The organism is Pantoea sp. (assembly GCF_028283705.1).
GTDB lineage: Bacteria > Pseudomonadota > Gammaproteobacteria > Enterobacterales > Enterobacteriaceae > Pantoea.
In genome coordinates this window covers 247,351-259,746 of record NZ_JAPWKD010000022.1, presented here as the reverse complement: position 1 = coordinate 259,746, position 12,396 = coordinate 247,351, and the positions used below count along the sequence as shown (strand labels likewise).

Sequence of the window (12,396 nt, the reverse complement as noted above, 5' to 3'; positions counted from 1 at the left end):
TAGTGGCTCCCTCTACGCTGATCCCCGGACCACTTCATGGCTTTAACCCGCCTCCTGATTAAAGATTTTCGCAACATCGAGCAGGCCGATCTGACCTTAGCGCCAGGATTTAATTTCCTCGTAGGTGCCAACGGCAGCGGTAAAACCAGCGTGCTGGAGGCTATTTATACCCTGGGGCATGGTCGTGCTTTTCGCAGCCTGCAAGCCGGGCGCGTGATACGCCACGATCAACAGGCTTTTGTGTTACATGGCCGTATCGAGGGCAGTGAGCGCGAGCTGGCGGTTGGACTCACCAAAAATCGCGCCGGGGAAAGCAAGGTGCGTATTGATGGCAGCGACGGCCATAAAGTGGCTGAACTGGCGCAATTGCTGCCGATGCAGTTAATCACGCCGGAGGGGTTTACTTTGCTCAACGGCGGCCCCAAATACCGTAGAGCCTATATCGACTGGGGCTGTTTTCATGCTGCCCCCGGTTTTTTCCATGCCTGGAGCAATCTGCGTCGTTTGCTAAAGCAACGCAATGCCGCACTGCGTCAGGTCACGCGTTACAGCCAGATTCGCCCGTGGGATCAGGAGCTGGTGCCGCTGGCGGAGCAAATCAGCGCCTGGCGAGCTGAATACAGCGAAGCGATTTCCAGCGAAATCACCGCCACCTGCGCCCAGTTTTTGCCGGAATTTGAACTGGCGTTCTCCTTCCAGCGTGGCTGGGACAAGGAAAGTGACTACGGCGAACTGCTGGAGCGCAATTTCGAGCGCGATCGCGCGCTGACATACACCGCCAGCGGCCCGCACAAAGCGGATTTCCGTATTCGTGCCGAAGGGACGCCGGTAGAAGATTTACTCTCACGCGGCCAATTAAAACTGCTGATGTGCGCACTGCGCCTGGCGCAGGGGGAGTACCTGACGCGCAGCAGTGGACGTCGCTGCCTGTACCTGATTGATGACTTTGCTTCGGAGCTGGATGACGTGCGTCGTCGCCTGTTAGCGGAACGTTTAAAAGCCACTCAGGCTCAGGTATTCGTCAGTGCCATCGGTGTCGAGCATGTAATCGACATGAGCGACGAAAAGGGCAAGATGTTCCGCGTGGAACAGGGTAAAATAGCAGTTCAACCTGAAGATTAAATGAGCGAGAAACGTTGATGTCGAATTCTTATGACTCCTCAAGTATCAAAGTTCTGAAAGGGCTTGATGCGGTACGCAAACGCCCTGGCATGTATATCGGCGATACGGATGACGGCACCGGTCTGCATCACATGGTATTCGAGGTCGTGGATAACGCCATTGACGAAGCGCTCGCCGGTTACTGTAGTGACATTATGGTGACCATCCATGCCGATAACTCGGTATCGGTGCAGGATGATGGCCGTGGTATCCCAACGGGTATTCACCCGGAAGAGGGCGTATCGGCGGCTGAAGTCATCATGACAGTACTGCATGCGGGCGGTAAGTTCGACGACAACTCCTATAAAGTTTCCGGTGGTCTGCACGGCGTGGGTGTTTCCGTGGTTAACGCCCTGTCGCAGAAACTGGAACTGACCATTCGTCGCGATGGCAAAGTGCATCAGCAAACCTACGTACACGGCGTGCCACAGGCACCGCTGGCCGTGGTGGGTGACACCGATGCCACCGGTACACGCGTGCGTTTCTGGCCGAGCCATGAAACCTTCACCAATGTGACGGAATTTGAGTACGACATCCTGGCAAAACGCCTGCGTGAACTGTCGTTCCTCAATTCTGGCGTGTCGATTCGCCTTGAAGACAAGCGCGATGACAAAAACGACCATTACCACTATGAAGGGGGTATCAAGGCGTTTGTTGAATACCTCAACCGCAACAAAAACCCGATTCACCCCAATGTGTTCTATTTCTCTACCGAGAAGGACGGGATTGGTGTGGAAGTGGCGTTGCAGTGGAATGATGGTTTCCAGGAAAACATCTACTGCTTCACCAACAACATTCCGCAGCGCGATGGCGGTACTCACCTTGCGGGCTTCCGTGCGGCGATGACGCGTACCCTGAATGCCTATATGGACAAAGAAGGTTACAGCAAAAAAGCCAAAGTCAGTGCCACTGGCGATGACGCGCGTGAAGGTCTGATTGCCGTGGTATCGGTAAAAGTACCGGACCCGAAATTCTCCTCGCAGACCAAAGACAAGCTGGTTTCCTCAGAAGTGAAATCGGCGGTTGAACAGCAGATGAACGAACTGCTGGCTGAGTACCTGCTGGAAAACCCGTCTGACGCGAAAATCGTCGTCGGTAAAATTATTGATGCAGCGCGTGCGCGTGAAGCGGCACGCCGTGCCCGTGAAATGACCCGACGTAAAGGCGCGCTGGATCTGGCTGGCCTGCCGGGCAAATTGGCGGATTGTCAGGAACGCGACCCGGCGCTATCCGAAATCTACCTGGTGGAGGGTGACTCCGCAGGCGGTTCAGCCAAACAGGGGCGTAACCGTAAGAACCAGGCGATTCTGCCGCTGAAAGGTAAAATCCTTAACGTTGAGAAAGCGCGTTTCGACAAAATGCTTTCCTCGCAGGAAGTGGCTACGCTTATCACCGCGCTGGGCTGCGGCATTGGCCGTGACGAATACAACCCGGACAAACTGCGTTACCACAGCATCATCATCATGACCGATGCGGACGTCGACGGCTCGCACATTCGTACCCTGCTGTTGACCTTCTTCTATCGTCAGATGCCGGAAATCGTGGAACGTGGTCATGTCTACATTGCTCAGCCGCCGCTGTATAAAGTGAAGAAGGGCAAGCAGGAGCAGTACATCAAAGACGACGAAGCGATGGATCAGTATCAAATCGCGATCGCTCTGGATGGTGCGACCCTGCACACCAACGCCAGTGCCCCGGCACTGGGTGGCGAGCCGCTGGAAAATCTGGTGGCGAGCTTCAACAGCACGCAGCGCATGATCAAACGTATGGAGCGCCGCTATCCGCTCGCGCTGCTGCGTAGCCTGATTTACCACCCAACCCTGAGCGATCTCAGCGATGAAGCCGCTGTTAAAGGCTGGCTGGATGGGCTGGTGGCGTACCTGACCGAGCGCGAAGCGCACGGCAGCACCTACGTCGCGCAGGTGCGTGCTAACCGTGAGCAGAACCTGTTCGAGCCGGTGCTTCGCGTGCGTACCCATGGCGTGGATACCGATTATCCGCTGGACAGCGAATTCATCGGTGGTCCGGAATACCGCAAAATCTGCGAGCTTGGCGAGAAGCTGCGTGGTCTGATCGAGGAAGACGCCTTTATCGAACGTGGCGAGCGTCGTCAACCGGTGACCAGTTTCGAACAGGCGATTGAATGGCTGGTGAAAGAGTCGCGTCGTGGTCTGTCAGTACAGCGTTACAAAGGTCTGGGCGAGATGAACCCGGAACAGCTGTGGGAAACCACCATGGACCCGGACAGCCGCCGCATGCTGCGCGTCACCATCAAAGACGCCATCGCTGCCGACCAGCTGTTCACCACGCTGATGGGCGATGCGGTTGAACCGCGCCGCGCCTTCATCGAAGAGAACGCGCTGAAAGCGGCCAATATCGATATCTGATATGCCCAAACCCTTCCCAGCCGGGAAGGGTTTTTTGTTTCTGCCTCCGTTGTTACCCGCCTGACATTTCCTTTTTTGCTTAAAAAACATCTGCGTTAGCTTTTGTTTGCTTCCGTTTTTTCCCGTGCGCTGCGATCCGTGTCACTTACATCTGCGGGCTGCTCCCTTACGCTTTTGGCGAAGCGGAGGGGATGACGCATGTTTCTGGAAGAACGACGCAACCAAATACTGAAATGGCTGGATGAACACGATCGTGTCACGGTGAACGGGCTGGCAAGTCAGCTTGGCGTGACGCGCGAAACCATTCGTACCGATCTCGGCGCACTGGCGCGTGAAGGGTTGGTACAGCGCTGCTATGGCGGAGCCATCGCGCTGCGGCGCAACCTGCAGGAAAAGCTGATCAGCGAAAGCGGCGGTAATTTTGAAGTGCTGCTGGAGCGGTTGCAGGCGCGACAAACGGTCGCCAAAGTCTCAGAAAAGAACGGAAAAGTGTGCATTCTGGGCGCGTTCAACGTGGATATCGTAGCGAAAGTGGCGCGCTTCCCCCGGGGCGGCGAGTCGCTGCTGGCGCTGGGCAGTACCCTCGGGCCGGGGGGCAAAGGTGCCAACCAGGCGATGGCCGCCAGCTGTGCCGGTACGCGGGTGCATTTTGTCGCCAAGGTCGGCATCGATCAGTTCAGCAAATTTGCCTTCGACCACCTTTCTGCCTCCGGTATTCACTCGTTCCGTTTGTATCAGACCAATCGCGAGCCAACCGGCAGCGCCATCATTTACGTCTCGCAGGAGAATGGCGAGAACATGATCGCCATCTATTCCGGCGCGAACAAAACCTTCACCGACGACGAAATTGCCGAACTGACCCATGAGTTGTCGGATGCCAGCGTGCTGTTGCTGCAACTGGAAAACAACTTCGAGGCGACGCGTAGCGCCATCCGCCTCGCCCATACGCTGGGTGTGCGGGTGATTATGAACCCGGCACCGTTTTCCGCCGAGGTGCTGAGTTGTCTGGCAATGATCGATGTGCTGACCCCCAACGAGACTGAAGCCTCGCTGCTGTCCGGCATTGAAATCGTCGATCTTGCCAGTGCGCGCGCAGCGGCCCAGGCCATCGTTCAGCTCGGTGCCCGCCGCGTCATCATCACCATGGGTTCACGCGGTGCGTTACTGCTTGATAACCAACAATTTCATCATATTCCCGCTTTCCCGGCGCTGAGCGTCGACACCACCGGTGCAGGCGATGCCTTTAACGGTGCGCTGGCTGCCGCGCTGGCGCAGGGGCAAAGCCTGTTGCAGGCCGCCACCTGGGCATCCGCCTTTGCGGCGCTGGCTGTGGAACGTGAAGGTGCCAGCAATATGCCGGATCGACAACAGGTTATGGCCCGACTTCATCAACGATAACAAATCACAGCGGTGGAACCGCTGGCAGGAGAGATCATGAAAAAAATCGAAGGCATTGTGCCGGTTATGCTTACCCCGTTTACCGCCGACAACCAGGTTGATTACCCAGGACTGGAGCGACTGATTAACTGGTATCTGGCGGAAGGCGTCGATGCGCTGTTTGCCGTGTGTCAGTCAAGCGAGATGCAGTTCCTCAGCCTTGAGGAACGTGTGGCGCTGGCGAAGTTTGTGGTGGAAAAAGTGCAGGGCCGTGTACCGGTGATTGCCTCTGGCCATATCAGCGACGATCTGGCTGAACAAACCACGGAGTTGCAGGCGATGGCGAACACCGGCATTGATGCGCTGGTGCTGGTCACCAACCACCTCGACCCGAAAAATGAAGGCAGCGCCACTTTCTACGCGCACCTCAATCATCTGCTCAACGCGCTGCCAGTTTCCATGCCGCTCGGCCTGTACGAGTGCCCGGCCCCGTACCGTCGTCTGCTGAGCGATGAAGAGTTCAGCTTCTGCGCCAACAGCGGCCGTTTCGTGGTGCTGAAAGACGTGAGCTGCGATCTGCCGACCGTGACCCGCCGCGTACAGCTGGCCGAAGGCACACCGCTGGCGGTGATCAACGCCAACGCCGCCATCGCCTGGCCAGCCATGCAGGCCGGTTCCAAAGGCTTCAGCGGCGTCTTCACCAACTTCCATCCGGGTCTGTATCACTGGCTTTACCACCACGGCGCGCAGCAGGCGGAGAAAGCCCATGAGCTGTCGCTGTTCCTGTCGCTCAGCGCGGTAACGGAAACTCTCGGTTATCCGAAAAACGCCAAAATCTACCATCAGCGCCTCGGCACTTTCGCCAGTGAACATTGCCGCGTCAACAAAGACAACGTGCTGGAGAAATTCTGGGGACTGGGCGTACTGCTCGACCAGATCCGCGATGGCAGCCAGATTTGGCAGCAGCGTATCGAAAACCTCTGAGGAGAATGTGTAGCGGCGCGATTTATCGCGCCTGTTATTCGACAAAACCCGCGCGATAAATCGCGCCGCTACGGCTGTACCTGAACCCACTAACGATAACGACAGGGAAAACACCATGATTGTATGTGATAGCCAGGACTGGGCGCGCGAGCGCCATGCTTTCCACCCCATCGTCGACCAGGCACTGCGCTGGATTGCCGATACCGATTTCAGCCAGCTGGCGACCGGCAAGTACGACCTGCTGTCGGATAACCAGATGTTCTGCCTGGTGCAGGAGATGGATACCGAACCAGCCAGCGATCGTCGCGCCGAGTCGCATTTTAACTACGTTGATATCCAGTACCTGCTGGCCGGGCGCGAGAATATTGGCGTGGCACGTGTGCATCCCCGGCATGTCATCATCGAAGATCTGCGTGCGGAACGCGACGTGGTGTTTTATCAGGAGACGATTGATGAATCGATGATCACCCTGACGCCGGGTATGTTCGCGCTGTTTTTCCCGCATGATGTTCATCGTCCTTGCTGCGCCGCGCCTGAAGCGCAGCCGATCCGTAAGGCAGTGATCAAAATTCATCTCAACCTGTTCACTTCACCGGGGGCGACGCAATGAAAACCTCTGTGAATACGCTGTCCGGTGCAGCGGTGGCACAACCCACGCTAGTGGGGAAATTGCGCTGGGGCATTATCACCATCCTGCTGCTGGCGGCGGTGGTGAACTACCTTGATCGCGCTAACCTGAGTATCGCCAACACCACCATCGCGGCCGAATTTGGTTTCTCGCAAACCGAGATGGGCTTGTTGTTATCCGCGTTTCTCTGGCCTTACGCGCTGGCTAACCTGCCGGCAGGCTGGCTGGTGGATAAGTTTGGTCCGAAGAAAATGTTCTCCTGGGCGCTGGGGTTATGGTCAGGATTTACCGTGCTGGCTGCCTTTGTGAACAGCTATAGCTTCTTCTATGGCCTGCGCATGATGCTGGGTATCTCTGAATCCCCGTTCTTTACCTCTGGTATCAAAATCACCCATCGTTGGTTTGGTGAAAACGAACGTGGTTTGCCCACCGCGATCATCAATACCGGTTCGCAGATCGCCAACGCCATTGCGCCGCCGATCCTCACCGTGCTGCTGCTGACCTTTGGCTGGCGTGGCATGTTTGTTGCCATCGGTCTGATGGGAATTCCTTTGCTGCTGGCGTGGTGGAAATTCTATCGCGACCCTGAAGCACGCGAAGATGCGTTGCTGCATGCCGGTCAGCGCAGCGAGGCCGCGCCGGAAGAGAAAGCCCAGGCGAGCTGGGGCGCGTTGTTCCGCCACAGCACCACCTGGTTTATGGTGATCGGTAACTTCTCCATCATGTTCACCATCTGGGTTTATCTCACCTGGCTGCCGGGCTATCTGGAAAAATCCCTTGGCTTCAGCCTGAAAGCCACCGGCTGGATCGCCTCGATTCCTTTCCTGTGCGGCATTCTGGGTGTGCTGGTCGGCGGTATGTTGTCGGATCGCCTGGTGCGCAGCGGCGTTCGCGCCATCACCGCGCGTAAAATCCCGGTGGTGACCGGTGCGGCGCTGGCAGCCTGCTTTGTGGCACCGATTCCTTTTGTCGACAGTACGCCGCTGGCGATTACCCTGCTGGCACTCGGTTATTTCTGTTCGCAGATGCCGCAGGGCGCGCTCTGGACGCTGGCGACGGACATCGCGCCAAAATCACAGGTGGCGTCTCTGGGGGCGATCCAGAACTTCGGTGGTTTCCTCGGTGCGGCGATGGCGCCGATTGTCACCGGCATCATCCTCGATACCACCGGTAAGTTCACCAATGTATTCCTGCTGGGCGCGGCATTGCTGATGATTGGCGCGCTGAGTTACGGCCTGTTTGTGCGTAAACCATTGGGGAACTGATACGCAAGGTGCCGTTTGTGTCGATAAACTGGTCAATGTGAGCTGAATCGCGCTAGCATGGATGCAAACCCTGAATTAACGAGGACGTTATGGCGATAAAACTGATTGCGATTGATATGGACGGCACCCTGCTTAATCCGTACCACCTCATCACCCCGGCAGTAAAATCGGCGATTGGGCGTGCACGCGACAAAGGCGTTGCGATCGTACTGGCAACAGGCCGCCCTTTTGTCGGTGTCGAGCGCTATCTGCAGGAGCTGGATTTGCGTCAACCGGGTCAGTACTGCATCAGCAATAACGGTGCGCTGGTGCAACGCGCCGATAGCGGTGAGAGCGTGGCAGAAGTGACGCTGAGTTTTGATGATTTTCGCTATGTCGAACAGTTGGCGCGTGAACTTGGCGTGCATTTCCATGCTTTCGACCACTCCTCGCTGTATACGCCGAACAAAGACCTCAGTGAATACACCATCCATGAAGCCAGCCTGACCGGCATTCCGGTGCGCTATCGTGCCGTGGAAGAGATGGACCCGGCGACGCGCTTCCCGAAACTGATGATGATCGACAAGCCCGAACTGCTGGATAAAGCGATTGCCGCACTGCCAGCACGCGCCCGCGACAGCTACACCATTTTGAAAAGCGCGCCTTATTACCTCGAAATCCTCGACCCACGCGTTAACAAAGGCTATGGCGTCAAAATGCTGGCGGAAAAACTCGGCCTGCAACAGTCAGAAGTGATGGCGATTGGCGATCAGGAAAATGACCTGGCGATGATTGAGTACGCCGGAACCGGCGTGGCGATGGGCAACGCGATTGATTCAGTGAAAAGCATCGCGCAGTTCGTCACCAAAACCAATATGGAAGATGGCGTTGCCTACGCTATCGAAGAGTTAGTGCTGTAACCCTTCCTGCGTTTTAACACCTGACAGCGCGATTTATCGCGCTGTTTTCATTTCCGCCCGCAGCAAAAATCTGCGCAATTTATTGTGCAAGGGTTTGTCTATTTTGTGATCCAGATTGTAGTACAAAGTTTGCTTGTGGTACTACAATCCGCATCAGAGGTTGAGACGGTGCAGATTGTAGTACTCTGAGGGTACACCGCCTTTCATTGAATGGAACATCATGACGCAAGAACAATTGAGCAAAACCGAGCGCATCATCCTGACGCTGGGGGAAGAGATTGTGGCAGGGAAGTTTGCACCGGGCGGCGCGTTGCCCGCCGAAGCTGAACTCTGTGAACGCTTTGCTACCTCGCGCAACATCATCCGCGAAGTATTTCGTTCGCTGATGGCCAAACGCCTGGTGGAGATGAAGCGCTATCGCGGCGCGTTTGTCACCGCGCGTAACCAGTGGAATTACCTCGATAGCGATGTCCTGCAATGGGCGCTGGCGCACGATCAGGACCCGCGCCTGATTGCCGCAATGAACGAAGTCCGTGTGCTGGTGGAGCCACAGATTGCGCGCTGGTCTGCCGAGCGCGCCACCTCCAACGATTTAGCGGCGATTGAACAGGCATTTAACGACATGGTGGCGAATCACCTCGATCGGGATGCCTTTAACGAGGCGGACATTCGCTACCACGAAGCGGTGCTGGCCTCGGTGCATAACCCGGTTTTGCAGCAGCTCAACGTGGCAATCAGCCAGCTGCAAAAGGCGGTGTTCGCCAAAACCTACATGCCGGACGAAGGCAATATGCCGCGTACCCTGGCCGAGCACAAAGCGCTGTTTGACGCGATTCGCCATCAGGATGCGAACGCTGCCGAACAGGCCGCTAAAGCGATGATCGCCAGCTCAACGGCACGACTAAAGGAGTTTATGTGACCAGCTATATCGCGATTGACTGGGGATCCACCAATCTGCGCGCCTGGCGTTATCAGCAGGGGGAATGCATCGATGAACGTCGTTCCGAAGCGGGTGTGACCCGCCTGAGCGGGCGCACCCCGGCTGAGGTCTTTGCCAGCGTCACCGCAGGCTGGCCGGTGGATGAGGTGCCGGTGGTGATGGCCGGTATGGTCGGCAGCAATGCCGGCTGGCTTTCGGTGCCATATCTGAGCTGTCCGGTGGCACTGAGCGCACTGGCAGGCCGCCTGACCCGCGTGGAGGATAAAGCGTGGATCGTGCCGGGATTGTGCGTCGAACGTGTGGACAACTACAACGTAATGCGCGGTGAGGAAACGCAGCTGTTGGGCGCGCTGGCCCTGCATCCGGCGTCGTTGTATGTGATGCCCGGCACGCATGCCAAGTGGGTGCAGATGGAACAGGACCGCGTCATTGACTTCCGTACCGTGATGACCGGGGAGCTTCATCATCTGCTGCTGACGCAATCCCTGATTGGCGCGGGCCTGCCACAGCAGGAAGACAATGCGACTGCTTTCCGCGCGGGCCTCGATATCGGCAGCCATGACCGCTCGATTCTGGCGCGTTTGTTTGAAGTGCGTGCGGCGCATGTGCTGGGCGCGCGCGACCGTCGTCATATCAGCGATTTCCTGTCTGGTCTGCTGATCGGCCACGAAGTGGCGCAGATGACGGCAACCACAGCGGCACAACCGATCACCATTATTGCTGGCAGTGCGCTGGCGCAGCGTTACCAGCAGGCGCTGCATTTTATCGGACATGATTCAGTCACGCTGGAAGGTGACCGTGCCTTCCAGCACGGAATAAGGAGCATTGCCCATGAACTGGCAAACTAAGTTACCGCTGATCGCCATCCTGCGTGGTATCAGGCCGGAAGAGGCCGAGGCCCACGTTGGCGCACTCATTGAGGCGGGTTTTGATGCCATCGAAATCCCACTTAACTCACCGGACTGGGCCAGCAGCATTGGCGCGATGGTGAACACCTTTGGCGATAAAGCGCTGATCGGTGCCGGTACGGTGCTGACGCCCGCCCAGGTGGATCAACTGGCAACGCTTAACAGTAAGCTGGTGGTGACGCCGAATACCGACGCTGCGGTGATTCGCCAGGCGGTGGCCTGTGGAATGACGGTGGCTGCCGGATGCGCGACGGCCACCGAAGCCTTTACCGCCCTTCAGGCTGGCGCACAGGCGCTGAAAATCTTCCCATCATCGGCGTTCGGTCCCGGTTATATCAAAGCATTGAAAGCGGTGCTACCGCCGGAAGTGCCGGTGTTTGCCGTCGGCGGTGTGACGCCAGAAAACCTGCATGAATTCCTTGCCGCGGGCTGTATCGGTGCGGGCTTAGGCAGCGATCTCTATCGCGCCGGTCAACCGTTGACGCGTACCGTGGAGAAGGCCCGCGCATTTATTGCTGCTTATAAGGACGCTGTACGATGAAAATTACCAAACTGACGACTTACCGCCTGCCCCCGCGCTGGATGTTCCTGAAAATCGAGACCGATGAAGGCATCGTCGGCTGGGGTGAGCCGGTGATTGAAGGCCGCGCGCGCAGTGTCGAGGCGGCGGTACATGAGCTGTCGGAGTATCTGGTGGGTCAGGACCCGGCACGTATCAACGATTTATGGCAGGTGATGTACCGTGGTGGTTTTTATCGCGGCGGCCCGATTCTGATGAGCGCCATCGCCGGTATCGATCAGGCGTTGTGGGACATAAAAGGCAAAGCGCTTGGCGTGCCGGTGTACCAGCTGTTGGGTGGTCTGGTGCGTGACAGCATCAAAGCCTACAGCTGGGTCGGTGGCGATCGCCCGGCGGAAGTGATCGATGGCATCAAAAAACTGCGCACCATCGGCTTCGACACCTTCAAGCTGAACGGCTGTGAAGAGATGGGGATCATTGATAATTCACGTAAAATTGATGCAGCGGTCAATACCGTGGCGCAGATTCGTGAAGCCTTTGGCAAGGATATTGAGTTTGGCCTCGATTTCCACGGTCGCGTCAGTGCGCCGATGGCGAAAGTGTTGATTAAAGAGCTGGAACCTTACCGTCCGCTGTTTATTGAGGAACCGGTACTGGCGGAGCAGGCGGAATATTATCCGCGTCTGGCCGCGCAAACCCATCTGCCGATTGCGGCCGGTGAGCGCATGTTCTCACGCTTCGAATTCAAACGTGTGCTGGATGCCGGTGGCCTGGCAATTCTGCAACCGGACCTGTCCCATGCGGGCGGCATCACCGAATGCTTTAAGATCGCGGCCATGGCGGAATCTTACGATGTGGCGCTGGCTCCGCACTGTCCACTCGGACCGATTGCACTGGCGGCCTGCCTGCATGTCGATTTCGTCTCACGCAATGCGGTGTTCCAGGAGCAGAGCATGGGCATTCACTATAATCAGGGCGCAGAACTGCTCGATTATGTAATCAATAAAGACGATTTTAAAATGGATGACGGCCATTTCTATCCATTAAATAAACCGGGTCTTGGCGTAGAAATTAATGAAGAGCTGGTCATTGAGCGCAGTAAAAATGCGCCGGACTGGCGTAATCCATTGTGGCGTTTCCCGGATGGTTCTGTCGCTGAATGGTAATTTGATTACGCTCTGAATTTATTAAATCTCTGATAACGATGTGCCGGTAAATAAGGCGCAGGGCCTCGTGCACGCTTTATTTATTGTCACCACTGGCGCGCAGCCTTATTCGGCTGTGCAGGATAGCTGCGCGCCTTATTTGCCGCCATGGGCGGTTATTA

11 protein-coding genes are annotated in these 12,396 nt (G+C 56.8%); all 11 read left to right on the top strand.

Going from position 1 to position 12,396, the window contains the following annotated elements:
* Positions 1-36 precede the first annotated feature (36 nt).
* Positions 37-1,122, top strand: coding sequence for a DNA replication/repair protein RecF (gene recF, locus PW844_RS20230; protein WP_299455658.1), 1,086 nt, complete (start codon positions 37-39; stop codon positions 1,120-1,122).
* A 17-nt stretch (positions 1,123-1,139) separates the two neighbouring features.
* Positions 1,140-3,548, top strand: coding sequence for a DNA topoisomerase (ATP-hydrolyzing) subunit B (gyrB, locus tag PW844_RS20225; protein ID WP_299455656.1), 2,409 nt, complete (start codon positions 1,140-1,142; stop codon positions 3,546-3,548).
* Positions 3,549-3,746: 198 nt separating this feature from the next.
* Positions 3,747-4,946, top strand: coding sequence for a PfkB family carbohydrate kinase (locus tag PW844_RS20220; RefSeq protein ID WP_299455654.1), 1,200 nt, complete (start codon positions 3,747-3,749; stop codon positions 4,944-4,946).
* 36 nt (positions 4,947-4,982) lie between these two features.
* Positions 4,983-5,909 carry a dihydrodipicolinate synthase family protein gene (locus PW844_RS20215; protein WP_299455652.1) on the top strand — a complete coding sequence of 309 codons (927 nt, stop codon included), beginning with the start codon at positions 4,983-4,985 and terminating at the stop codon, positions 5,907-5,909.
* 115 nt (positions 5,910-6,024) lie between these two features.
* Complete coding sequence (locus PW844_RS20210) at positions 6,025-6,519, top strand: YhcH/YjgK/YiaL family protein (protein WP_299455651.1); 495 nt, start codon at positions 6,025-6,027, stop codon at positions 6,517-6,519.
* A complete protein-coding gene (locus PW844_RS20205) occupies positions 6,516-7,802 on the top strand; it encodes an MFS transporter (RefSeq protein ID WP_299455650.1) in 1,287 nt (428 codons plus the stop codon). Before PW844_RS20210 ends, PW844_RS20205 begins: the two co-directional genes overlap by 4 nt.
* 89 nt (positions 7,803-7,891) lie before the next feature.
* Positions 7,892-8,701, top strand: coding sequence for a sugar-phosphatase (gene yidA, locus PW844_RS20200; protein ID WP_299455649.1), 810 nt, complete (start codon positions 7,892-7,894; stop codon positions 8,699-8,701).
* A 220-nt stretch (positions 8,702-8,921) separates the two neighbouring features.
* The gene (locus PW844_RS20195) at positions 8,922-9,620 is read left to right on the top strand and encodes a FadR/GntR family transcriptional regulator (protein ID WP_084878172.1); all 699 of its coding nucleotides are present in this window, start codon (positions 8,922-8,924) and stop codon (positions 9,618-9,620) included.
* Complete coding sequence (locus PW844_RS20190) at positions 9,617-10,489, top strand: 2-dehydro-3-deoxygalactonokinase (protein WP_299455647.1); 873 nt, start codon at positions 9,617-9,619, stop codon at positions 10,487-10,489. Before PW844_RS20195 ends, PW844_RS20190 begins: the two co-directional genes overlap by 4 nt.
* On the top strand, positions 10,473-11,090 hold the full coding sequence (locus PW844_RS20185) for a 2-dehydro-3-deoxy-6-phosphogalactonate aldolase (protein ID WP_208717003.1): 618 nt from the start codon (positions 10,473-10,475) through the stop codon (positions 11,088-11,090). Before PW844_RS20190 ends, PW844_RS20185 begins: the two co-directional genes overlap by 17 nt.
* On the top strand, positions 11,087-12,235 hold the full coding sequence (gene dgoD / locus PW844_RS20180) for a galactonate dehydratase (RefSeq protein WP_299455644.1): 1,149 nt from the start codon (positions 11,087-11,089) through the stop codon (positions 12,233-12,235). The genes PW844_RS20185 and dgoD overlap by 4 nt, the downstream gene beginning before the upstream one ends.
* The last annotated feature ends 161 nt before the right edge of the window (positions 12,236-12,396 follow it).

Bases quoted from the DNA above. Each gene is read 5' to 3' on its own strand.
- PW844_RS20205 (WP_299455650.1), top strand. From the start codon at position 6,516: ATGAAAACCTCTGTGAATACGCTGTCCGGTGCAGCGGTGGCACAACCC.
- PW844_RS20220 (WP_299455654.1), top strand. From the start codon at position 3,747: ATGTTTCTGGAAGAACGACGCAACCAAATACTGAAATGGCTGGATGAA.
- PW844_RS20210 (WP_299455651.1), top strand. From the start codon at position 6,025: ATGATTGTATGTGATAGCCAGGACTGGGCGCGCGAGCGCCATGCTTTC.
- PW844_RS20195 (WP_084878172.1), top strand. From the start codon at position 8,922: ATGACGCAAGAACAATTGAGCAAAACCGAGCGCATCATCCTGACGCTG.
- yidA (WP_299455649.1), top strand. From the start codon at position 7,892: ATGGCGATAAAACTGATTGCGATTGATATGGACGGCACCCTGCTTAAT.
- recF (WP_299455658.1), top strand. From the start codon at position 37: ATGGCTTTAACCCGCCTCCTGATTAAAGATTTTCGCAACATCGAGCAG.
- dgoD (WP_299455644.1), top strand. From the start codon at position 11,087: ATGAAAATTACCAAACTGACGACTTACCGCCTGCCCCCGCGCTGGATG.
- PW844_RS20215 (WP_299455652.1), top strand. From the start codon at position 4,983: ATGAAAAAAATCGAAGGCATTGTGCCGGTTATGCTTACCCCGTTTACC.
- PW844_RS20185 (WP_208717003.1), top strand. From the start codon at position 10,473: ATGAACTGGCAAACTAAGTTACCGCTGATCGCCATCCTGCGTGGTATC.
- gyrB (WP_299455656.1), top strand. From the start codon at position 1,140: ATGTCGAATTCTTATGACTCCTCAAGTATCAAAGTTCTGAAAGGGCTT.